Source organism: Mesorhizobium sp. M1D.F.Ca.ET.231.01.1.1 (genome assembly GCF_003999155.2).
Lineage (GTDB): Bacteria > Pseudomonadota > Alphaproteobacteria > Rhizobiales > Rhizobiaceae > Mesorhizobium.
In genome coordinates this window covers 1,113,151-1,136,533 of the sequence record NZ_RZOZ02000001.1, presented here as the reverse complement: position 1 = coordinate 1,136,533, position 23,383 = coordinate 1,113,151, and the positions used below count along the sequence as shown (strand labels likewise).

The window sequence follows — 23,383 nt, the reverse complement described above, 5'->3', positions numbered from 1 at the left end:
GTGAACCGCCATAATGGGCAGGTCGTTCACTGCCGGGCCGTCGGGTTGCGCCTGGTTGCATGGCACTCTGATCATTTCTTCTCCCCGAAGACTGGGCGCCGATTCTTTCGGCATGGGTAGTTAGCCGTCTCGCACGGCCAACGGGCGGAGATTGTTTATGTCTATCGGCGATATCAAAGTATTCACCATCAGCCAGAACGGCTTCGTGCTGTCGGTCCAGGCCGTCGATCTGGGCGGTGGTCAAACGGAGTTCAGCATTACTTCGGTTCAGGGCACGGGAGACCTGAACGCGATTTGGTGGTCCGATGGCGATTCCACCGTCGATGGCAATATCACCCTTACGAAGTCGGACAGTTCGCTCAACATGAACGGCACCGGAATCGTGTGGGATGGCTATGACTACCTTTCCAGCGCGGGCCTCGGAAAGCTCGGGGAGGGCAAGTCCACTTTCATCAGCCAAGGCGAGACGCTGACCTATACGGCCAGCGTGAATTTGACCGACATCAGCACCCTTGGCATCCGCGCGACGAGCGTGAACGGCGGCGACAGCATCAAGGGCGTCGACACCAGCGCGGACCACGCCTACACGCTGCCCACCGTCGCGATCGGCGACACTTCCGTCACGGAAGGCGGCAATGCCCAGTTCACTGTCAGCCTGAGCAATACCTATGCTTATGACATCAAGGTCTACTATGGCACCGGCAACGGCACGGCGACGAGCGGTTCCGACTACACCGCGACCAGCGGCTATGTGATCATTCCGGCCGGCCAGACCACGGCCACGGTGACCGTGCAGACGATCGATGACTACTACAAGGAGGCAAACGAGACTTTCAACGTCACGCTCAGCGGAGCGACGACAAATGTTCTCGGGTCCAACATCAACGTAGGCATCGCCGACGGCAACGGTGTCGGCACAATCGTCGACGACAAGGACACCACTACCGTCACGCTCAGTGCTCCGGCGGCCGTGGACGAGGGCGGGTCGATCACGGTCATGGCCAGCGTCGACCACGCGCCGCACGGCGACCTCACCATCACGCTGTCGAACGGTGCCACCATCACCATCCTCGACGGCCAGACCCAGGGCCAGGTGACGTTCGCCGCGCCGGGTGATGACCCTTACAATGACGCCAGCACGCTGAACCTCGGCATCAGCGGCACGACCGGCGGCAACTACGAGGCGCTCAACACTTCCGACACCGCGACGGTAACGGTCCACGACACCATCGACACCACCACCGTCGACCTCAGCGCCTCGACGGTCGCCGAGGGGGCGGTCGCCGACTACGTGTTCACGGCGACGCTGAGCAATGCCTCGCAGGGCGTCACCACGGTCCACACCGACCACGGCGACATCACCATTGCCGACGGCCAGACCACCGGCACGCTGACGATCGCGTCGGGCAATGGCGAGGACGTCTACAACGACGCCTCCAGCCTGACAGCCACCATCACCGGCACCGCGGGCGGCAACTTCGAGCACCTCGTGGTCGGCACCGGCACGGCGACGGCCAACGTCACCGACACCGCGACCGACGCGACGGTCGACCTCAGCGCCTCGACGGTCGCCGAGGGCGCGGTCGCCGACTACGTGTTCACGGCGACGCTGAGCAATGCCTCGCAGGGCGTCACCACGGTCCACACCGACCACGGCGACATCACCATTGCCGACGGCCAGACCACCGGCACGCTGACGATCGCGTCGGGCAATGGCGAGGACGTCTACAACGACGCCTCCAGCCTGACGGCCACCATCACCGGCACCGCGGGCGGCAACTTCGAGCACCTCGTGGTCGGCACCGGCACGGCGACGGCCAACGTCACCGACACCATCGACACCACCGCCGTCACGCTCGACGACGTCAACGTCAGCGAAGGCGCGGGGACGGCGACGATCACCGCGCATGTCGCCAACGCCGTTACCGACGCGCCTCTGGTGATCAGCCTCACCAGCGGCGCCAGCGTCACCATCGCGGTCGGCCAGACCAGCGGCGTCTCGACGGCCTTTGCGGTCGCAGACAACAATGTCTATGGCGACGGCACCAGCTATCAGGTCGGAATCAGCGGCACGAGCGGCGGCAACTACGAGCAGCTCAACACCAGCGACACCGCGACGGTGACCATCACCGACAATGATTTACCGCCGAGCTTCTCCATCAACGACGTTACGGTCAGCGAGGCGGCCGGAACCATCACCTTCACGGTCACCAAGACGGGCGCGACGGCGCTTCCGGCCACGGTGGATTACCAGGTGGCGCCTGGCACCGCCTCGGCCGGCGGCGACTACACTGCCGGACCCGACGCGCTGAACGCCACGCTCAGCTTCGCTGCCGGCGAAACGAGCAAGACCATCACCCTGACGATCGTCGACAATGCGGTGTTCGAACAGACGGAGCAGTTCTACGTCAACCTCAGCAACCCGACCAACGCGACGATTTCCGACACGCAAGGGGTGGGCACGATCACCGACAACGACCTCAGCGACCTCGGCGGGCCGACTGGCATCGACTTCGTGCCGACGCAGAGCGGAAACGCTTCCCTGCTGGGTCATTTCATCGAGCTGGGCGACCCGGATGCCACGGACACCTTCGCGTTCAGCTACTCCGTGACCTCCAACAACGCTCTTCCGGCGACGAACGTCTCCGTCGACTCGGCCGGCAATCTGACGGCGTCTCAATCGAACGCGGGCATCGGAGACTATACTGTCCACCTGACTGTCACGGATCAGGCTAACAACCAGACCAGCGCGGATTTTCATGTGCTTGTCGGGATCAACGGAAACACCAGCGATACTCTCTCCGGCGGAAGCGGCAGCGACATCGTTGCTGGCTACAACGGCGGCGATACGCTGACCGGCGGCGCCGGGCGCGACTATCTGCTCGGGGGCCAGCAAAACGACATCTTGAGCGGCGGCGGCGGCAACGACGTGCTCCTGGGCGGCAGCGGAAATGACCAATTCCGGATGATTGCTCCGAGCCAGAACGGCACCGACACCATTCTGGACTTCCTTGTTGGAGGCCACACGATTGGCCTCCAGCAGGGGGCTGACGGCTGGAACGCGGCCAGCACCAATGTGACCGTCGCAGGCACCGCGCTCACGCTCAGTGCCTCCGATTATCAGAACAGGAATGCCATCGCCAACATCGCGGCCGGCGACACCAACAAGGTGGTGGAAATCCAGACGGCCCAGACCAGTTCGCAGATCATCAACGGCACAGGAGGCGCCGCCAATGCCTATGTCGCCGTTTTCAACAGCGACACTGGCAAGGGCGAAATTTGGTTCGACGCAAATTGGAGCGATACGGGAGGCCGCGTCCACGTGGCCACGCTGGATGACGTGACGACGCTGACGCAGTTGCTTGGGCTCGACAACACCAAGTTCGTCGAGTGGACCTGAGCGGAACCCTCTATGCAATCGCGCCGGTGCTTGCGATGACCAACCCGCTGCATATCGCCCTCTCTCGCTGCCGCGGCGGTTTCGCCGCGGTGGCGGGGTTCAGCTTCGTCATCAACCTGCTGGTATTGTCGACCTCGGTCTACATGCTGCAGGTCTATGATCGCGTGCTGCCCGGCCGCAGCGTTGAGACGCTCGTCTACTTGACGCTTATCGCGGCGGCGGCGCTCGCTGCGATGGGCGCGCTCGAATTCTTCCGCTCGCGCCTCTTGGTGCAACTCGGCACCTGGATCGACCGCGTGCTGTCGCCGCAGGTGCTGGGCCGTGGGCTCGAGAACGCGTTGCGCGGCTCGCCCTACCGCACCGACGCGCTGCGCGACCTCGCCACGCTGCGCGGCTATCTCGGCGGCGGCGGCATCATGGCGCTTTTCGACGCGCCGTGGATGCCGCTCTACCTCGCTTTCATCTTCCTGCTGCATCCGCTGCTCGGGCTTCTGGCACTGGGCGGCGCGGTCATCCTCTTTGGTCTCGCGCTCGCCAACAACGCGCTGACCGCCGGCATGCTCAAGCAGGCCAATGCGGTTTCGGCGCGCGCCTACCAGGCCGCGGATGCCGGCTTCCGCAATGCCGAGGTGATCGACGGCATGGGCATGGGCGGCGTGCTCGCCAGGCGCTGGGACGCCGCCAATGCCTCCGTGCTGGCGCTGCAGACGATCGCCAGCGACCGCGCGGGGCTGATCAACGCCTTCGCCAAGCCGTTCCGGATGTTCCTGCAGGTCGCCGTGCTGGGGCTCGGCGCCTGGCTGTCGCTCCGCCACGAGGTCTCGCCCGGCGCCATGATCGCGGCCTCGATCATCATGTCGCGCGCGCTCGCCCCGGTCGAGCAGGCCATCGCCACCTGGAAGCAGACGGCCGGCGCGCGCGAGGCGTGGGGCCGGCTCGACCGACTGTTCGAGGCCCCGCCGCTCCGTCCGGCCGGGATGGAACTGCCGAGGCCCCGGGGACAGCTTTCGGTCGAATCCGTGACCTTTGCGCCGGCCGGAGCCAGGGCGCCGGTTTTGAAGAACGTCACCTTTTCGCTCTCGTCCGGCCAGGTGCTGGCCATTATCGGCCCATCGGCGGCGGGTAAGTCGACGCTCGCCCGGCTGATCGTCGGGATGGCTTCGCCACAGCATGGCCAGGTGCGGCTCGACGGCGCCGACGTTTTTGCCTGGAACCGGGCCGATTTCGGCCGCCATGTGGGCTACCTGCCGCAGGATGTTGAGCTCTTTCCGGGTACCGTCCGCGAGAACATCGCCCGGATGGAAGCAGGCGACCCGACGATGGTCGTCGCCGCGGCGAAGATGGCTGGCGTGCACGAGATGATCCTCAGGCTCGCCAAAGGATACGATACCGAGATCGCCGAGCAGGGCTCGGTGCTCTCCGGCGGGCAGCGCCAGCGCATAGGGCTTGCCCGCGCGCTCTACGGACGTCCGCCATTGGTGGTGCTGGACGAGCCGAACTCCAATCTTGACGCGATCGGGGAGGAAGCGCTGAACCAGGCGATCGCCTCGATGAAGGAGGCAGGCTCGACCGTGGTCATCGTCGCCCACCGGCCGACGCTGATGGCGCATGTGGACTGCGTGCTGGTGCTCAACGAAGGCCAGCCGCAGATGTTCGGTCCGCGCGACGGCGTGCTCGCGCAACTGCGCCGTCCCGAGCAGCAGTCCGCCGCGCCGCAGGTGCGGGTCGTGAGCTCCGAAAGGACCGGATCGTGACGGAAGCTGCCCTGCCATTGGAAATGCCGCCTCCGCCGCACGCCTGGCCAGCGATTAGCGCCCATGTGTTCGGCGGTCTGACCGTCATCGGCTTATTGTTCGGCTGCTTCGGCCTCTGGGCGGCGACAGCGCCGCTGACCAGCGCGGCGGTCGCGCCGGGCGTGGTGAAGGTCGACAGCAACCGCAAGACCGTACAGCACCTGGAAGGCGGCATCATCCGGGAAATCCTGGTCCGCGAGGGTGATGCGGTCAAACAGGGCCAGACATTGGTGCGCCTTGACGGGCTCGACGCGGCGTCCGATCGCGATGCCGTGCGCGGCGAGCTCGACTCCGCGCTCGCCAGCGAAGCCCGCCTGACGGCGCAGCGCGACGGCCTGAGCACAATTCCCTTCCCGGCGGACTTGTCGTCCAGGCGAAGCGAGCAGGTTGTCGCCGAGGCCATGGCCGGACAGGAGCGCATCTTCCAGGATCAGGCCAAGGTGCAGGCGTCGGAGGTCGAGGTCTGGCAGCAGCGGATCGCCCAGTACCAGGCGCAAATGTCGGCGCTCGCCGCGAGAGTAGGGGCCTTCGAGATCCAGTTACCGTCTCTGCGGGAAGAGCTGGCGGACGCCCGTACGCTTCTCAAGAAAGGCTACGGGGTGAAATCTCGCGTGCTCCAGCTCGAGCGGCAGATCATCGTTGCCCAAGGCGAGGCTGACGCGAACCGGGCGAGCATAGGAAGCCTGCGACAGCAGGTCGCCGAGGCAGACGCACAGATCGATAATGGCCGGCTCTCGTATATCAAGAAGGCCGCCGAGGATCTTCGCGATGTTCAGACCAAACGCTCTGAGCTCGAAAAGGCCCTTCTGAAGACTGATGCGCGCGCAGCGCGCCGGGATGTCGTCGCGCCGGAAGACGGGGTGGTGATGAACCTTCGGTACTTCACACAGGGCGGGGTCGTGCCTCCCGGCGGCATCATTCTTGATCTCGTTCCCGACCAGGACAAGATGGTGCTGGACGTCAAGATTCAGCCCTTGGATATCGATGTCGTTCGCCCCGGTCTGCCGGCGACGGTACGCCTCGTTGCCTACAAGCAGAGGATCACGCCCACGCTGGAAGGCGCCCTTACCCGTGTCTCGGCCGACGCGGAGGTCGACGAGCGCAGCGGAGCGACGTTTTTCAGAGCCACCGTCGAAGTGGACGCCGATGAGGTCAAGAAGCTTCCGCGCGTGAAGCTGTATCCGGGGATGCCCGTCGATGTGTCCATCGTGACGGGACGACGCACCATGCTCGAATATCTCTTCCAGCCTTTTGCCGACAGCTTTGCTCACGCCTTCAGGGAGGAGTGAGACTGAGCCGAATGCAGACGTGGCACGTCCGTCAGCATCGTCGTTGCCTGGACGCAATCAGCTGACAGAGTGAATGACGACCGGGCGCAGCCTCGAAGCTTGCCGCCTCCTTTGTTGACGAGCTGTGCGCACATCTCATCCAAGCACCGATCGGGGCGATCCCATCTCGCCCTCGATCGTTCGAGCCACGCGGCGCAACCAACACCGGTTGCGCGCGATCAAGCATCAAGACCGTCCGTTGATGCCTATCTGGCGAAGCCCCTGCGGAACCAGCTCAGCCGGGCGTTCAGACAGTGGCGTCCTCACGGTTTCGCCACCGTTGCATACTCCAGCGCCACCACGCCGTTGCTGAACGGCACGGCCGAGACCAGCTCCAGCGCAAGCGGCTTGTCGGACGGGAACAGCGGCTTGCCCTGGCCGACAGCGCCGGGATAGGCAAGCAGCCTCAGGCGGTCGACAAGGCCGTGGCCGAGCAACTGCCGGGCGATGCTCAAGCTGCCGTGCACATAGATGTTGCCGCCGCTTTCTTGCTTCAGCCTGGCGACCGCTTGGGGCAGGGGACCTTCGAGCAGCTCGGCCGGCTGCCAGTCGAGCGCCGTCAGCCTCGTCGAGGCGACATATTTAGGCAGCGCGTTGAAGCGCTCGGCGAAGTCTCCCGTTTCCTTTGGCCATGAGCCGGCGAAGATCTCGTAGGTCGTGCGCCCGAGAAGCATTGCGCCGCTGTCGGCAAGCTCGTCCTCCTTGAACGCGTTCATCTCGTCGTTCCAGGTCACGCTCGGCAGCTTCTCGACCTCGGCGATGCCGTCGACGCTGATGAATTCGGTGACGATAAGCTTGCGCATGATGTTCTCCTACCAGAAGCAAGCTGCTGCTGCAGTCAAGATCGCGACGACAAGCGTATTCGCGTCGCTCTTTTCCCTCTAGCCCCGCCTTGGTTCCTCATCATATTCTCGCGCCCGTTTGAAACGCCATGTTGTCCGTATGAGCAAGCTTCTTTTCACCCGCGTTCCTTTCAATCCGTTCTCGCTTGGTCTGGTCTGCAACTTCATTGCGCACCATCCGCCCTTCGACGGCTACGAATTTAGCCAGATGGTGAAGTCGTTGCGCTACCAGATCGAGCAGCAATCGCACCTTATCGGTGCCATTGACGACGCGATCGTCGCTTACGTCGGCTGGGTCGTGACCAGCCGCGAGATCGCCGAAACATGGGTCGCGAACAATGGCCCGCTCAATCCCGATCCTGGCGGCAGCGCAATTGCCGCGACCGTTATGGCTACGCGCTCGTCCTCGCACATCCTGCCGCTGATCAAGGCGGCGAAGCTGCTCAATCTCGACAAATCCGTCTACTGGAAGCGCGACTTCATCGATACGCGCGGCGCCATGAAGCGCGCCGTGCGCAAGCGTGGCGCGTGATGGACCGGGCTGCATTCGGCGAGGGGCTCACCCAGGAGATTCTGATCCGCCTCGGCGACCGCTATGCGTCGATGTTCGTGCGGATATGGCAGCCGGCCGGCCAGGCTCGTGGGACAGTCTATTGCCTCCACGGTTTTACCGGAAACGGCGCCGATTTCGACTATCTTGCGGCCATCGGTACGGGGCGGAATACTGGGGCATCGGCCCCCGGGTCGGTGCTGACGGCTACTATCCGGTCGGCGAGAACTGGGGCCTCACGGGCTCCGTCTCAGGCGCGGTCATGTGGGGCCGGCGTATCGACCGAGTTGGTGTCAATGTCACGCAGGCAAATCCCAATGAGCACGCTTCCGAGACGCTGTTCAACGAAGGCTCGGGCGAGACGGTGTCCAACGTCGATGCATCGCTCGGTGTGAGCTGGACGCCGATGGTGAACACCACGTTCACCGCAGGCTACAAGATCGAAGCGTGGCACAAACTGCTGGTAAACGCAGACCACGAATCAGGTGTTCCAGGGGCCGTTCCTGCGCCTCGAAGTGAAGATGTGATCGCAGCAATTGACTAAGGTGACTTCGAAGACAGATTTCGAGTCAAAGTTCGCGTCCAACGGCAATATAAAGCTACATTACATAGCGGCGGGCTCCGGCCCGCCGATCGTCTTTCTGCACGGGTTTCCAGACCATGGTCTCGGTTGGCGCCGGCAGCTGGACGCTTTGAGCGACAACTTCAGGGTGTTGGCGCCGGACTTGCGCGGCTTTGGGCGGAGCGACGCGCCACGGGGACATGCCAACTACGCCTTGCTGCCCAGTCTTGTGGGGGACGTCCTGTCCGTGCTCGTGGCGGAGCAACTTTCGCAGGCCTCTATCGTCGGCCACGACTGGGGTGGAACCATAGCCTGGTGGCTGGCAATGCGTGTGCCGCAAGCGGTGCGCCATCTTGTCGTTCTGTCTGCGCCGCATCCGCGCAACTACCTCCGCGCCATCGCCGATCCTGCCAATGCTGGGTACTTCGGCTACATGCGCCGTTTCCAGGAAGCCGGCATGGCTGCCATGCCGGGGCGGGAGGAGCTTGCCGCCTGGGTTGCGGACGCGGACGACAGGCACTCGCTCATGGTTTCGCTCGAGCGCTCCGATCCGGAGGCTATACTGGGCTACTACGGGGCCAATATTCCGCTCGGCAGGGTGCCAGATATTGGTCAATTGCCGCTGGTCAAGGCGCCCACGCTGGTCCTGTTCGGCACCGATGATCCATATGTCCCCTCGGCCGCTTTCGATGGCACGTTCCGCGAGGTCGACAACGTCACGTCTCTGGTGGCGCTGCCAGGCGCAGGTCATTTCATCCATCATCATGCCGCGGCTGTCGTGAACCGCGAGATCGAGGCCTGGGTGGCGCGGCCGCCATCCAGCTACCGCAGGCTGGAATAGGTCATGCGCCCCTGAGCCCCGGTCGGCGGGAGGCCAGGTCATTCTCTCGGATCGTCGACCATGCCGGTCGGCGGAGATCCGTGCCACGGCTACGACAGTCCTTGTGCTGGGCGACATGGCTCGGCGATCCGCTCTCCGTGGGCCGCCATCCGGCCCGCCGTTCAGCCAGGCGCGCAGGTTCTTTAGACATCGGATAGGTTTTGCCGATATCTACCCGGAAAAAAGGAGCCCGAAGTCATGTCCGAGATATGGCACTCACTCCTCGCCAATCTTGCGCTGGTCTCGATCCTGGTCGTCGCCTGGGACCTGGTGGCGGATTTCACCGGGCGTCTTCCGCGGTTGATCCAGTCGCTGCTTTTGGGCGCGGTCATGTGCGCGGGCGCGATCATCTCCATTGCGACGGCCTTGCCCGTCTCCGGCTTCTTCGTCGACCTGCGCGCCGCCTTCATCGCCGCCGCCGCGTTCTTCGGCGGATGGCCGGCAATGGTCGTCGCCGCCGCCGGCTCGATTGCCTATCGCATCCATCTCGGCGGGCAGTTGAGCGTCGGGATCATGGGCATCCTCATTACCGCTGTTGTTGGCATCGCGTGGCACCACATCGTCGCGGCCCGGTCGCGCACCATGTTCGACATTGTCGGCCTCAGCGTTTCGGTCGCGCTCGCCGGGCTGATCACGCTTGTCGTCATGCCGCCGCAGGTCGTGGCCGGCTTCGTTCAGCAGAGCACCCTCCCGTCCCTCGTGTTCCGCTTTCTCGGCACCTTCGTCATCGGCGTGCTGCTCGATCGGCAGCAGCGGCGGCGCGAGCTTGCCATGTCCAACATGATCTACCGCGCCATGGTTCGCGAGCTGCCGGATTGCCTCAACGTGAAGGATGTCGACGGCCGCTTCGTCGTCGCAAATCCAGCCACCGCCGAAATGATGCGTGCCGCCTCGGTCGAGGATCTGATCGGCAAGACGGATTTCGATTTCTATCCCAAGGACGTGGCAGAACGCTTCAGGCAGGATGAGACGGGCGCGCTGGAGGCCGGCCAAACGTTGCGCATCGATCAGCCCGCGCTTTTCCCGGACGGCAGGCAGGGCTGGCTCTATACGCTGAAGGCGCCCTTCCGCGACGAGGCCGGCAGGATCACCGGCGTCATCACCTACAATCGCGACATCACCGAGCAGAAGCAAAACGCGCAGCTCAAGAACGATTTCATCTCCACGGTCAGCCACGAATTGCGCACGCCACTGACATCCATCCGCGGCTCGCTCGGCCTGATCGCGGCCGGCGTGGCGGGCGAGTTGCCGCCCAAGGCTGCCAATCTCGTCAACATCGCCCACAACAACAGCGAGAGGCTGGTTCTTCTCATCAACGACATCCTCGACATGGAGAAGATCGAATCGGGCGTGATCACCTTCAAGATCAAGCAGATGGCTGTCCGCGCGGTGCTGGAGCAGGCCATTGCCGCAAGCTCCAACTACATGGCCGAGAACAGGATCCGCATCGTCCTGGTCGACGATGCCGCGCGCGCCGAGGCCAATATCGACCCCGACCGCATGCATCAGGTGATGGCGAACCTCTTGTCGAATGCGATCAAGTTCTCCGATCCCGGCGGCACCGTGACGGTGACGCTCCAGCGTCGCGACCGCGACATGCTGCGCATCTCCGTGATCGATCAGGGCTCAGGCATCCCGGAAGCGTTCCGCAGCCGCATCTTCGGCAAGTTCGAGCAGGCCGACGCATCCAGCACCCGCAAGAAGGGCGGCACCGGCCTGGGCTTGAGCATCGTCAAGACCATCGTCGAAAAGCTCGGCGGCGCCGTTTCCTTCGAAACGGTGGAAGGCAAGGGGACTTCGTTCCACATCGACCTCGCTGAAGCGCAAAGGCAGGACGCGAAGCCGGTTTTTGTCGAGCGCCGGTCGCGCAAGCGCGATGGCCGCCTGCGTGTCCTCATTTGCGAGGACGAGCCAGACGTCGCGGCGGTGATCGCGGCACTTCTCGACGCGGAAGGCTTTTCCAGCGACGTCGCCCCCGACATCGACACCGCCAAGGCGCTCCTGCGCTCCCGCGACTATGTGGCGTTGACGCTCGACATCAGGCTGGCGGGGGAATCCGGCATCAAGCTCTTCCACGACATAAGGGCATCGCAGGTCAATTCCGACATTTCGGTCATCGTCATCTCCGCCGTCGCCGACGAGGCCAGGCGCTCGCTGAACGGTACCGCGGTCGGCATCGTCGACTGGCTGGAGAAGCCGGTGGATTCGGCGCGGCTTCACGCCGCCCTCGCCAAGATCGTCGGCCGCCGGGTCGAGCCGAAGCCGCGGATCCTGCATGTCGAGGACGATGAGGGCGTGCTTGCCGTGATGTCGGCGGGGCTCGGTCCGGGTGTCTCGATCACCTCGGCGAAAACCCTGCAGGACGCCCGGCGGGCGGTCGCGAAACATCGTTTCGACCTGGTCATCCTGGACATCGCGCTTCCCGATGGATCGGGCCTGGACCTGCTCATCGACCTGCCGCCGGAGACCCGGGTGATCGTGTTCTCGGCGGCGGAATTGGACGAGAAGCTGGGCGATCGGGTACAGGCGATCATGACCAAGACCAGGGCGTCGGAGATCGATGTCGCCAGGCTGGTCAGAAGCATGTTGATTGCGTCCCGCGACGCGGCGGGATCCACCGAGCGAGCAGGGGAGTGACGTCGATGCCGGCACGGATCCTCTATGTGGATGACGAGGACGACATCCGCGAGATCGCCCAGATGTCGCTGGAGCTCGATCCGCAATTCGAGGTGCGGTCCAGCGCCTCGGGCATCGAGGCGCTGACCGATGCCGCCGACTGGCGGCCGGACCTCATCCTGCTCGATGTGATGATACCGGACATGGACGGGCCGGAAACACTGAGGCGCCTGGGCGAATCGCCGCTGACGGCCTCGATTCCCGTGGTGTTCATCACGGCGCGGACCCAGACGCATGAGGTGGAGCGCTATCTCGCCATGGGAGCGGTGGGCGTGATCGCCAAACCCTTCGATCCGATGGCGCTCGCCGGGGAGGTCAGGAAACTGCTCCGGCCGCGCGACGGCCGGCCCTGACGGCCTCGGGGGAGGTGCCGCCTAAAGCAATTCCAGGAAAAGTGCACACCGGTTTTCCGTCCGGAATTGCATAAAACAGAGAGATAGGGCGGTTCGCCGTTTCCACGAAACGGTGAACCGCTCTAGGAGGTTGTCGGCAACTCCGCCTGGTGTTTAAGCCTCCTGTACCAGGCCCCAATATTCATCTACTGATTGCATCGAAATGCGGCTGTCGCGAATCGGCTTTGTCTATGATTGCGCGGCATCGGCCGGCGCGGGTGATTCGCGCGGGCTTTGTTTGCATGGACCGCATTGGCGGATGTCGGTTCATGGGTTGATCACTCCGGGGGGCGATGGAACCGGAGTAGGACTGGTGATTGGAGCGAAGGCAAGAGTTCTGATCTGCGATGACGACCCCTTGTTGCTCGAGCTGATGGAATTCAGGCTGAGGGCGAAGGGTTACGAGGTCATCAAGGCGGTGGACGGCGCCGAGGCGCTGGCGAAGGCGGAGCAGGACGGCCCCGATATCATCGTGCTCGACGCGATGATGCCCAAGGCCGACGGTGTCGAGGTGCTGGCGCGCATCAAGGGCGACCCGGCCCTGTCCGAGACGCCGGTGGTCATGCTGACCGCCCGCAAGGCCGAGAGGGATATCGTCTCGGCCCTCGAGAAGGGGGCCGACGACTATCTGGTGAAGCCGTTCATCCCCGAGGAGCTTCTGGCCCGGCTTGCGCGTCTGATCGCGCGCAGCAGGAGCGGGAAGCGCTGATGCGGCGCGGCCGGCGCGCAGCCCTTGCCGCGAGTCTGATCCTGGCGATCGCCGCTGCTCCGGCCGCGGCGATGGCGCAGACCGTCGACGAGCTCTACGCGTCCGGCGTCAAGGCCAGGCAGGCGCAGCATTTCGACGAGGCGGCCGATCTTTTCCGGCGCGCGCTGGCGCTCAAGCCCGACAATGCCGACGCCCTGGTGCAGCTCGGCTTCGCCGAGCTCGGACGCAGCGATCTGACGGCCGCGCGCGACGCTTTTTCCAGGGCGCTTTCCCTTGCGCCGGCCTATCGCGACGCCAGCTTCGGCATGGCCGAGGTCGAGTTCCGCTCCGGCAATCTGGACGCCGCGCTGCCGCTCGCCGAGAAGGTCGCTGAGGCCGATCCCGGCAACGCCGATGCCGCGGCACTTGTCGAAAACATCCGCAAGGCCAGGCAGGCCGGCCAAGCGAAGCCGGTTCCGGCTGCCGCGGCGCCGGCGAAGCAGTCGCTCCGCCGGCGACCCGATCCCGTCGCCATGCAGTTGGAGGAGGGCAGGCGCCTGCGGGCGGCAGGGAACCTGCCGGGGGCGGAGCAGGCCTATCGCCGGGCGCTGAAGCTGGCGCCGAAGAACACCGACATCCTGGTCGCGCTTGGCCTTGTCGCCGGCTCCGGCCAGCGCTTCGACGAGGCGGGACAATTCTTCGACCGGGCGCTGGCCATCAGGCCCGGCCTTCTCGATGCCGGGCTGGGCAAGGTCCGCCTGGCGATCTGGCAGGGCGACGCGCCGCGCGCCCGCGCGGCTGTCGACGGCGTGCTGGCAACGGCGCCGGACAATGTCGAGGCGCTCGCCCTCGACGGCAGGATAGCCCTGCTCGAGGCCGACTACGCGCGGGCCGGGCAGTCGTTCCAGCGCGCGCTTGCGCTCGATCCGCGCAATGCCGAGGCGCTGGTCGGGCTCGGCGATGTGCTCCGCGCCGAGGGTGACGACGAGGCCGCGCGGCAGGCCTATCGTCGGGCGCTCGCCATCGAGCCCGGCTCCGCCGATATCGAGCAAAGGCTGGCCGTGCCGCCGCCGCATAAATGGCGGCTCGACCTCGGCAGCGAGGTGAGCGATCTCACCAACGGTCTCGGCGGCTGGACCGACAGTTCGGCCGGCCTTGCCTATCGGTTGTCGCCGGGCACGACGATTTCCGGCCGCACCCGCGTGGCCACCCGCTTCGACCACACAGACGTCCAGATCGAGGGCCGCATCGACCAGGCCTTCTCGCCGGCGTTCTCGGCCTATGCGCTGGCCGCGGCGACGCCGGACGCCGATTTCCTGGCGCGCTATTCGATCGGCGCCGGCGCCTCGTGGCAGGTCGTGGCGCCGGCAAAGGTGTTCGGCCCGCTGTCGCTCAACATCGACGCCCGCTACGACAATTTCACCGACACCAACGTCACCAGTATCCAGCCTTGGCTGCAGGCCTATGTGCTGGACGGCCGCCTGGGGCTTGCCGCCCGCTGGGTGCATGCCGAGGACGATATCGGCACGCGCGCGGACGGCTATGTGCTGCGCGCCGACCTTGCGGTGACACAGCGCGTCAACCTGTTCGGCGGTTACGCCGACGCCCCCGAAATCTCCGACGGCACGCTGGTGCCGACCCGCACCGTCTTCGGCGGCATTTCCTTCGACGTCAGCGATCCGCTGACGCTGCGCGCCAGCATCGCGCATGAACAACGCCCGACATTCGACCGAAGCATATTCGGGGTCGGGCTGACCGCGCGGTTCTGACCATGTGGCTGATCTGGGATCTCTCCATACTGCTCAGCGCCCTTTCACTGGCGATCATGCTGTTCCTGACGGCGCGCCGAGTGCTGCAGGAGCGCCGCGCCAGGGTGGCGGCCGACCAGCGGCGCCAGCTTCTGACAGCGCTGATCGCCTTCACCGAAAATCGCGACCGCGAGGCCCTGAAGGCGGCGATCCTTGCGGTGCCGGCGGGCGTCGCGATCAATGCCGGCTTCGAATTCATTTCGCTGTTGCGCGGCGAGGAATATGACGACGTCCTTGCCGCCTTCAACGAATGCGGCCTGCCGGCGCTCGTCGGCAGGCAGCTGGAAAAAGGCAACGGCGCCGAGCGCATCCATGCGGCCGAAATGCTTGCGGCGCTGCGTTCGGAAGGGGCTGTGGCCGGCCTGCTCTCGGCGCTCGAACGCGACCGTTCGCGCGAGGTCAGGATCGCCGCGGCAATCGCGCTTTGCGATCTGGACAGCCTGCCGCCGCTCGGCATCGCGCTGCGCAAGATCGGCGACGAGGGGCAGCGCTCGCGCCGCCTCATCGAGCTGTTCAGGCGCTTTCCGGCGGCGCGCCTCGACGAGCTCGCCACCCATGCCGCCCGCACCGACGCCGTGCCCTTCATCCGCGCGGCCGCGATCGACGCGCTCGCCCGCGCCGGCGGCTTCCGCTTCGCCGATCTTTTCGCCCGCCTGGCCGGCGATGCCTCGCCCGAGGTCGCCGCCGCGGCGCTGCGCGCGCTTGGCCTGACCGGACACGCCGGGGCGACGGCGATCCTGGCGAGCGCAATGGCGAACAGCGACTGGGACGTGCGCGCAGCCGCTGCCGATGCCGCGGGGCGCCTCGGTCTCGCCGAGCTTGCCGCGCCGCTGTCCGGGCTGATGGACGACGAAGTGTGGACCGTGCGCTATGCCGCCGCCAACGCGCTGCGCTCCTTCGGCCAGCCGGGCGAGCGGCTGCTGCGCCAGATCGCCGACAGTGAGGTCTCGCGCAGCCAGCGCACCGCCTCGCTCATTCTTGCCGAGGGGCCGGCCGCATGATCGCCGACTGGAGCCACGAGATCGTTCTTGCCGCCACCATCCTGTCCTGGTTCATTATCGGGGCGGGGTTGGCGCAGACGACGATCTACCTGCTGCAGCTCATCGTCGCCGGCTACGCGCTTTCCAGGCGCCCGCCCGTCGCGCGCTCGGCGCTGCTGTGGCACCGCTACGGCGAGGTGGCGCCGCCGATCGCGCTGCTGGTGCCCGCCTACAATGAGGCCTTGAACGTGGTCGAGAGCGTTCATTCGATGCTGGCGCTCGAATACCCGAATTTCGAGGTTGTCGTCATCAATGACGGCTCGAAGGACGACACGCTTCAGCGCCTGATCGATGCCTTCAGGCTGGTGAAGTTCCATCGGCCCTATGAGGAGGCGCTGGCGCACATGCCGATCCGCGGCCTCTATTCCTCGCCGATGACCGAGCGGCTGTTCGTCGTCGACAAGGAGAATGGCGGCAAGGCCGACGCCCAGAACGCCGGCATCAATGTCTGCCGCGCGCCGCTGTTCTGCGTCATCGATGGCGACTCCATCCTCGAGCCCGATGCGCTGATGCGCGCCGCCCAGCCCTTCATCGACGACCCCGAGCGCACCATCGCCGTCGGCGGCACGATCCGCATCGCCAACGGCTCCAAGATCGAGGCGGGCAGGGTGCGCGAGGTCCGTCTGCCGCGCCGCCTGCTGCCGCTGCTGCAGGTGGTCGAATATCTGCGCGCCTTCCTGATGGCCAGGCTCGCCTGGAGCCGCATCAACACGCTGATGCTGGTCTCCGGCGCCTTCGGCATGTTCCGCCGCGCCGAAGTGGTGGCGGCGGGCGGCTTCACCAAGGGTTCGATGGGCGAGGACCTCGACCTCGTCATCAAGCTGCACCGCCACATGCGCGACAGGAAGCGCAAATACAGCATCCAGTTCATCCCCGAGCCGGTGTGCTGGACCGAGGCGCCGGAAACGCTGAGCGTGCTGGCAAGGCAGCGCTCGCGCTGGCAGCGCGGCGCGCTCGAATGCTTCTTCCGCTACCGCGCCATGCTCTTCAACCCGCGCTACGGCCGCATCGGCTTTCTCGGCTTCGGCCACATCTTCATCGTTGACGTGCTGGGGCCGGTGGCGGAGGTGCTGGGCTACATCCTGATCCCGCTCTTCTGGCTGCTCGGCATCCTTTCGGCCGAATATCTTCTGGCCTTCACCTCGCTCATCTTCACCTACGGCGTCTGCGTCAGCGTCTGCTCGCTCATCCTCGAAGAGGCCGAGCTGCAGCGTTTTCCCCGCGCCAGGGACCTTGCCGTGCTGACGGCGGTCGCCGTGGTCGAGAATTTCGGCTACCGCCAGCTCAACAATTTCTGGCGCGTGAAGGGCTGGTGGCAATTCCTGCGCGGCAATCAGGGCTGGGGCGAGATGCCGAGGACCGGCCTCGGCGCCGCCAAGAAGTAGGTCCGGCCGGAACCCAAAGCTTGCCAGGGTCGCGACCTTGGCGATTGGCGTTTCCTCGCCCCCATGAAATGGGGAGAGGTGGCCGCGCAGCGGCCGGAGAGGGGCTGGCGCCGCCATATGCGATTGCCCTACTTCACGCCAGGGCAATCAGGACAGCGTCCGCTCGATCTCCGCGATCAAGGCATCGAGCGCCGCGCGAACGCTCCCGCCATCCGCCTGCTCGATGAGCAGCGTCTCCAGTTCGGACGCCCGAACGCTGATTTCCGCAAAGCCGAACGTCCCCGCCGCACCGGCGAGCGAATGGGCGAGGCGGACCAGAGTGTCGTCGGAGCCGGGCAGGGCCTCACGCACGGCCTTCAGTTCGCCAAGCTGATCGGCGCAGCGGGCGAGGAAACGTTGGCGCAACGGGGCGAAGGGATCGGTTGAGATGGGATGCTCCGTGGCTGGATGTAGGCGGTATTCAAGCAGAAAGCGGGTCGGGGTGGAATGGTGGGGCGCTCGTTGCCCGTATGTCGCGACTTACACGGTGCCATCGGCGGGCTGGCCCCGCCGGGTTACGCTGCGTTTAGCTCCGCCATATAACAATCCTGTCTCCGGAGGGCGGCAGGGCAATGTTGGACAATTACGAGGTGGACCGGTTTGGCGTGATCCACCAGATCGACTTCACGCCGATCAAGTACGACAAGCAGTATATTTCCTATTACGAGGACCTGAGCGACCGAACCATCAAGCTCGGCTATCAGCGGCTTGGCTGGGTGCTGGGAGTAACCGGCGAGATTCCTCGCTCCGTGCTGGAAATCGGATACGGCACCGGCACATTCATCGAAGCCGCCAAGATTACCGGGGTCGCCGACTGCGCCGGCTATGACATCGCCGAGTTTCCGCTGCCCCAGGGCGTCCGCTTTGTCGGTTGGGACGAGGCGCTTGCGAGTTCGTGGGATCTCGTCGCCATGTTCGACGTGCTCGAACACATCCCGGATCTGAGTTTCCTCGCCCGCCTGCAGACCCGGCACCTGGCCGTCGCCGTCCCCTATTGCCGCTGGCGTGAGCTCGGCGCCGACGGCGACGCCTGGTTCCGAACCTGGCGCATGCGCCTCCCCAACGAGCACCTGCACCACTTCGACCGCGACTCGCTGGTGGCGCTGCTCGCGCATAACGGCTTCGAATGCGTGACGCTGAACGGATTCGAGGACGGCATCAGGCTGCGGCCAGGGGAGGCGGGGCCGAATATTTTGTCGGGGTTTTTTAGGAGGGGGTAGGCCGGTTTCCGCCTGCCACGCGTGATGGTCCTCACTCCATGAATTGTCGGGCGCAGCGGGCGCAGGCGCGATCGGCAGCCGTGCGCCGCATTTCGGAGTTGAGGTCAGTGCCGCTGCTCACCAAAAGCTGACATCGATACAGCGATAAAATATAGAGGACAGCGATCTGCTTTAACTCCCGGACGGCATGACCGGTATCGTCACACGCCCAGTCAGTTTTTTCCATTGGTCGTTGTCTATGAGTGTCGAACGATAGACCTGTAGCCCCGAGCATCCGGGCAGAGACTTCAAGGTTTCCTTCACGACCGGGACCAAGGCTGGAGCGAGCCAAGGACTGAGTGTGATGCGAGTTATTGCATTCAGCCCAATCGGCACAGCATAGGCGGGGAGTTCCTCGTCATTGTCGATGTAGACCGCGCGATACTCACTCTCGTCGCCATACGGCCAGCGCTTCATGAATGGCAATCGCTCTAAATCCACGTCCGTCATCTTGTTGACTTGGGTGATCAGTCGGTAGTCCACCATCTGGTGGCACACGCCCTCCGCCCGACTGAAGGCTGAACGCAGTTTTTCGCTATCAAACTCTAAGCAGACTCCGTCGGCCCCACGGGAGAATACCTGCCAATGGTGATACGTCTCCTCTCGGACTGCGAGACAAATCGCTAGGATGGTCTTTGCTTGTTTCAGCCGTTTGTATTCTGCCATGAAGAAGGCGTCATTCCTGTCGTCCCATGTATCAGGGCTCAACAGCGTCAGGCACTTGTTGCGCAGGATGTGCAACGCCGATGCGAGATTGGTGTAGCGACGATAAGTTCGCTCGGTCATCGTTCGCCTTCCCTCGCTCCTCTCGGTCAAAGGCATTCTCTATAGGAGAAGCCCTTAATCATGCTCATCAGTTGCGCCGGAACGATTGATCCGGCTGGGAACCAGCACCCGCACCGACGGTCTGCCGGAATGATTGTTCCCTATGAGAACGCTGCGGACAGGCACATCCAGCTTTGCGCTTGCGCCCCCCGGGGGGATTCGTAATGGATAAGTGGGCGATTTGCATGGCTCCCCCAACACATTTTTTGGCGAATGCTAGCTATGGATGGCTCGTCTGCATAGCGGCAAGATACGTTGTCGAGATTAATTAGCGGTTGTAGTTGTAAAGTTGCTTCGGGCAGCGTAGGCACAACGATGTGTTGTCACCACTCTGTTGATTCTTGCGCATGGTCAAAGTTCCAATAGATCGCCAAATCCTCGCGCTTACCGATGAGCAACTCGAAAGCTTTGTGCGAGAATGGATCGGCCACAAGACAGGATATGTGAAAGCACAACGATTCACCGGCCCTGGCGACATGGGCCGCGATGTGGTCGGCTACCTGACGCTTCAACAGCTCGAAGGCGAATGGCACAACTATCAGTGTAAGCAGTATGGAAGGTCTCTCGCAACCGAGGTAGGAATCGCCGAGCTGGGTAAGATTTTGTACTACAGCTACAAAGGGGAATTCACCGCGCCAACCAAGTACTACTTTGTTGCGCCACGCGGTGTGAACCGAAATCTAAAGCGTCTCATTGCCAAACCCTCAGAATTCAGGGCTGCAATTCTGGAAAAGTGGGATGCCTACTGTGGAACTACCATTGTGGACGGGCTTACCATTCCGCTGACAGCCGAATTGCGTGCGTTCATCGAGGCTTGGGATTTTTCACGGGTGGAGCTGGTGATGGTCGATGAAATCCTGACGGATTCTGCGGCCAAGCCGGTACTACAATCGTGGTTCGGAATCGACCCCGGACCGGCGCCGGTGGGTACTGTGCCCGACGAGATCGAACTACATGAGCTGCCATACGTTGGACAATTGCTGGACGCATACGGGGAGCGTGAGGGATGTGCAATCGACAAAGAAGCGGCGCGAACGCACGCCATTCACGGCCCGCATCTGAAAATGCAGCGTGAGCGATTTTTCGACGCTGACTCGTTCACACGCTTTTATCGGGACAATACGATGCAGGAGGAGATCGATATCTTACGTCGCGATCTCCACCACGGCGTCGCGGAGACGCACAAGGCGGACTATTCCGATACTCTGCGCCGGGTTGACGCTGTCATGACGCAAGCAGCAAACATTCAGCCGTCCGGCGCACTGGCCAAGTATGCCCGCGTTCCGGTGAAGCAGGGGATTTGTCACCATTTCGCGAACGAAGGCGTGCTCAAATGGCGCAAGTGATGACCAGCTATGAAGCAGATCGGACTCCGCTGTTCAACAGCGCCCTCGAGACGGGAACGCGTGCGGTGGTAATGTTGGATGCAACGTTTCCGCGCGCGTTTGATCTTTCGCATTTGGTTTGGCTCGACCATCTGGTGGTTCATACGGCGGACATAGGAGGGCCAGAAAGCCTCCATCCCGATATTCCGCAGCGCACTGGTGAACTTCTAGTGAGGCGTCGACTTGTCGAGAATGGTCTTACACTTATGCGTCAACTCCATTTGGTCGATGCCCAGACCGGGAACGACGGGATTATGTATGTCGCGCGAGAGGAGGCTGCTGCCTTCGTCGATTCTCTTCGCACGAGCTACGGCAAAGGCTTAAAATCCCGCGCCGAATGGCTCGCCAATTATGTCGGCCAACGATCCGACAATGATCTCGCGGAGATGATCTCAAGACGCATCGGTAGGTGGGCAGTCGAATTCCAAGGTGAAGGCGGTGAGCTAGGAGACGGCGCTTGAAACGACCGTGGCTCACCCTCAATCGCCTCACGTTTACAGGCCCCAATGCCGACGCGGCCACGCTGGATTTCTCGCCGGGCCTTTACGTGCTCTATGGAGCGTCGAATACCGGCAAGTCGTTCTCGGTCAAGTCTTTGGACTTTCTCCTCGGTGCAGCCCGAGAGCTGCCAGGCATAGCAGAGCGCGCGCCCTATGACCGTGGTTGGCTCGGTCTTGAGCTCCCAATCTCAGGACCATCGACGTTTATGCGCGCATTGGCGGGTGGCTCCCTTGAGTACCATCCCGGCCTCGTCACATCTTCTCCCACAAACGGATCGAACATAATCCGAGCGCTGTCAGGACGGCACGACAGCGCGAACACGGATAATGTCTCTCAGTTCCTGTTGAACGAAATAGGTCTTACAGGCCGCGAGATCGCGACGGATGCCAACGGCAAGAAACGTCCACTTAGTTTTCGCGACCTCTCCAAGTTTTGCATTGTCGATGAAACCTCGATCCAAAGCGAAACGTCACCGGCTCTCTCAGGACAATATACATCCGTGACTGCCGAGCGAAGCGTGTTCAAGCTCATGCTTACCGGTGATGACGACAGCGCCATCGTACCGGTGGTAGATAGGAAAACCTTCAAAGCATCAACGACAGGCAAGCTTGAAGTCCTCGATGATATGATTTCTGCCCTTGACGAGAAGCTGACGGCAGATTTTCCCAATGCGGATCAACTGGCCGATCAAAATGCATCACTGGAGCAGACGTATCAGAATGCTCGGCGTGAGTTTGATCAGGCTCAAGAGTCTATTCGAGCCAGACTAGGGGCAAAGCGGAACTATGCTGATGCGATTTCGCGACTGGAGGCTAGGCGAGCGGAAATTCATATCAATATCGGAAGATTTGAACAGCTCCAGGAAGTGTACCAGTCCGACGTTCGGCGGCTGGAGTCTATCGAAGAAGCAGGCTTTCTGCTGGGCCTTGGCGGAGACCGCGATTGTCCGCTATGCGGGGCGACTCCAGAGAACCAAAAGCATGCGCATAGTCTTGATGAGATCGAGAAGACTCGGGCTGCCGCTGGTGCGGAAATTGCGAAGATCAAACACCAAAGTGTTGAGCTGGAGACCGCATTGGCAGACCTGCATGCCGAAGGGCTGCAACGCGAAAAAGAACTTATCGAAGCATACGATGGCCTTGCCTACGTTGAACGCGGTCTCGCCGAGCTAGCGCCCACCGCCGATGATGCACGAAGGCGATTGCATGAGGCGTTGTCGGTACGAGACAAAGTTCGCGAGGGCCTCGCGTTGATCGAACAGCGAGCATCACTCCTCGACCGAAGAACTGCACTTGCTGCTCTTAGGCCTGCCGCAAAGAATGAGAGGCCGAACCTCAGTCTACCGACCAACGTCGCTTATGATTTTGCACAGATGGTGAGTTCTGTGCTCCAAGAATGGCAATTTCCCGGACAGCGCAACGTCTCCTTCGACGAAACGAGTTTTGACCTAATCATTGACGGCAAGCATCGCCGCGACAACGGCAAAGGCGTTCGCGCGATCACTCATGCAGCTTTCAAAGTGGCACTGTTCTTATTTTGCCGAGAGCGGCAGCTTCCACATCCTGGCTTCGTGTTGCTCGATACGCCCTTGCTTACCTACCGAGACCCTATTCATTCCAAAGCAGGGCCGCTGACGCCGGACGAGGCGGCTCTCAGCAACACGTCGCTCAAAGATTTCTTTTTCGAGCATCTTTCCAAGAATGGCGACACCTGCCAGTTTTTGGTCATCGAGAATGTGGAACTGCCTTCCAACATAGAATCCCTTGGCAAGGTTGAGACGCTGACCGGCAACCCGGCTACAGGACGCTCTGGGCTGTTTCTCCCGGCAAAAAGGACAGCATAGCGTGCCCGACGGGGACGCTCATCCCTCATTCAGTGATCTTTCGACGTAGGCGGGGCCTACGGAGCGCGGGGCGCGTCAGCATATAACACCCAGGGCACTCACATTACTATTGCTAACCCCGCCACCTTCCCCTAATCTCTCTCTCTGAGAAAACCTTTTCCCAAATCGCTCCGCGCCCGCTGACCTC

The 23,383-nt window shown here is 63.3% G+C and carries 19 protein-coding genes; 16 read left to right on the top strand and 3 right to left on the bottom strand.

What is annotated here, in order from left to right; translation table 11 throughout:
• Positions 1-205: 205 nt before the first annotated feature.
• Genes EN874_RS05685 through EN874_RS05675 form a run of 3 tightly spaced genes read left to right on the top strand, consistent with a single transcriptional unit; the run spans position 206 to position 6,482 of the window.
• Complete coding sequence (locus tag EN874_RS05685) at positions 206-3,400, top strand: immunoglobulin-like domain-containing protein (RefSeq protein ID WP_189396740.1); 3,195 nt, start codon at positions 206-208, stop codon at positions 3,398-3,400.
• Complete coding sequence (locus tag EN874_RS05680; RefSeq protein ID WP_245513462.1) at positions 3,391-5,154, top strand: type I secretion system permease/ATPase; 1,764 nt, start codon at positions 3,391-3,393, stop codon at positions 5,152-5,154. Before EN874_RS05685 ends, EN874_RS05680 begins: the two co-directional genes overlap by 10 nt.
• The gene (locus EN874_RS05675) at positions 5,151-6,482 is read left to right on the top strand and encodes an HlyD family type I secretion periplasmic adaptor subunit (RefSeq protein ID WP_127424380.1); all 1,332 of its coding nucleotides are present in this window, start codon (positions 5,151-5,153) and stop codon (positions 6,480-6,482) included. The genes EN874_RS05680 and EN874_RS05675 overlap by 4 nt, the downstream gene beginning before the upstream one ends.
• Positions 6,483-6,784: 302 nt before the next feature.
• On the opposite strand, the gene EN874_RS05670 is transcribed toward EN874_RS05675, so the two are convergent.
• Positions 6,785-7,324 (bottom strand): dihydrofolate reductase family protein, encoded by a 540-nt coding sequence (locus EN874_RS05670; protein ID WP_127424379.1) that lies wholly within the window; start codon positions 7,322-7,324, stop codon positions 6,785-6,787.
• A gap of 139 nt (positions 7,325-7,463) precedes the next feature.
• Between EN874_RS05670 and EN874_RS05665 the strand changes: the two genes are divergently transcribed.
• From EN874_RS05665 to EN874_RS05625, 9 genes are all read left to right on the top strand, one after another.
• Positions 7,464-7,895 carry a hypothetical protein gene (locus EN874_RS05665; protein ID WP_127424378.1) on the top strand — a complete coding sequence of 144 codons (432 nt, stop codon included), beginning with the start codon at positions 7,464-7,466 and terminating at the stop codon, positions 7,893-7,895.
• Between the two features lie 85 nt (positions 7,896-7,980).
• Positions 7,981-8,457 (top strand): Lpg1974 family pore-forming outer membrane protein, encoded by a 477-nt coding sequence (locus tag EN874_RS33610; RefSeq protein WP_245513461.1) that lies wholly within the window; start codon positions 7,981-7,983, stop codon positions 8,455-8,457.
• Between the two features lies 1 nt (position 8,458).
• Positions 8,459-9,316 carry an alpha/beta hydrolase gene (locus tag EN874_RS05655; RefSeq protein ID WP_168247365.1) on the top strand — a complete coding sequence of 286 codons (858 nt, stop codon included), beginning with the start codon at positions 8,459-8,461 and terminating at the stop codon, positions 9,314-9,316.
• 237 nt (positions 9,317-9,553) lie between these two features.
• Positions 9,554-11,992, top strand: coding sequence for an ATP-binding protein (locus EN874_RS05650; protein WP_127424375.1), 2,439 nt, complete (start codon positions 9,554-9,556; stop codon positions 11,990-11,992).
• 5 nt (positions 11,993-11,997) lie between these two features.
• Positions 11,998-12,384, top strand: coding sequence for a response regulator (locus EN874_RS05645; protein ID WP_127424374.1), 387 nt, complete (start codon positions 11,998-12,000; stop codon positions 12,382-12,384).
• 352 nt (positions 12,385-12,736) lie between these two features.
• Positions 12,737-13,132 carry a response regulator gene (locus EN874_RS05640; protein ID WP_127424373.1) on the top strand — a complete coding sequence of 132 codons (396 nt, stop codon included), beginning with the start codon at positions 12,737-12,739 and terminating at the stop codon, positions 13,130-13,132.
• Positions 13,132-14,880: a YaiO family outer membrane beta-barrel protein gene (locus EN874_RS05635; RefSeq protein ID WP_127424372.1), complete on the top strand. Its 1,749-nt coding sequence runs from the start codon at positions 13,132-13,134 to the stop codon at positions 14,878-14,880. The genes EN874_RS05640 and EN874_RS05635 overlap by 1 nt, the downstream gene beginning before the upstream one ends.
• A gap of 2 nt (positions 14,881-14,882) precedes the next feature.
• Positions 14,883-15,920: a HEAT repeat domain-containing protein gene (locus EN874_RS05630; protein WP_127424371.1), complete on the top strand. Its 1,038-nt coding sequence runs from the start codon at positions 14,883-14,885 to the stop codon at positions 15,918-15,920.
• Positions 15,917-17,344, top strand: coding sequence for a glycosyltransferase (locus tag EN874_RS05625; protein ID WP_168247363.1), 1,428 nt, complete (start codon positions 15,917-15,919; stop codon positions 17,342-17,344). Before EN874_RS05630 ends, EN874_RS05625 begins: the two co-directional genes overlap by 4 nt.
• 147 nt (positions 17,345-17,491) lie before the next feature.
• On the opposite strand, the gene EN874_RS05620 is transcribed toward EN874_RS05625, so the two are convergent.
• Entirely contained in the window at positions 17,492-17,749 is a 258-nt protein-coding gene (locus EN874_RS05620; RefSeq protein WP_245513460.1) for an Hpt domain-containing protein, read from the bottom strand.
• A 206-nt stretch (positions 17,750-17,955) separates the two neighbouring features.
• Between EN874_RS05620 and EN874_RS05615 the strand changes: the two genes are divergently transcribed.
• Positions 17,956-18,603 carry a class I SAM-dependent methyltransferase gene (locus tag EN874_RS05615; RefSeq protein ID WP_127424369.1) on the top strand — a complete coding sequence of 216 codons (648 nt, stop codon included), beginning with the start codon at positions 17,956-17,958 and terminating at the stop codon, positions 18,601-18,603.
• Positions 18,604-18,774: 171 nt separating this feature from the next.
• Here the strand turns inward: EN874_RS05615 and EN874_RS05610 are convergent, their stop codons facing one another.
• Complete coding sequence (locus EN874_RS05610; protein ID WP_127424368.1) at positions 18,775-19,428, bottom strand: DUF2971 domain-containing protein; 654 nt, start codon at positions 19,426-19,428, stop codon at positions 18,775-18,777.
• 386 nt (positions 19,429-19,814) lie between these two features.
• Between EN874_RS05610 and EN874_RS05605 the strand changes: the two genes are divergently transcribed.
• From EN874_RS05605 to EN874_RS05595, 3 genes are read left to right on the top strand one after another with little or no spacing between them, the layout of a single operon-like run.
• Positions 19,815-20,813 (top strand): ABC-three component system protein, encoded by a 999-nt coding sequence (locus EN874_RS05605; protein ID WP_127424367.1) that lies wholly within the window; start codon positions 19,815-19,817, stop codon positions 20,811-20,813.
• The gene (locus EN874_RS05600) at positions 20,813-21,313 is read left to right on the top strand and encodes an ABC-three component system middle component 2 (RefSeq protein WP_127424366.1); all 501 of its coding nucleotides are present in this window, start codon (positions 20,813-20,815) and stop codon (positions 21,311-21,313) included. Before EN874_RS05605 ends, EN874_RS05600 begins: the two co-directional genes overlap by 1 nt.
• Positions 21,310-23,196: a hypothetical protein gene (locus EN874_RS05595; protein WP_127424365.1), complete on the top strand. Its 1,887-nt coding sequence runs from the start codon at positions 21,310-21,312 to the stop codon at positions 23,194-23,196. Before EN874_RS05600 ends, EN874_RS05595 begins: the two co-directional genes overlap by 4 nt.
• Positions 23,197-23,383: the final 187 nt, after the last annotated feature.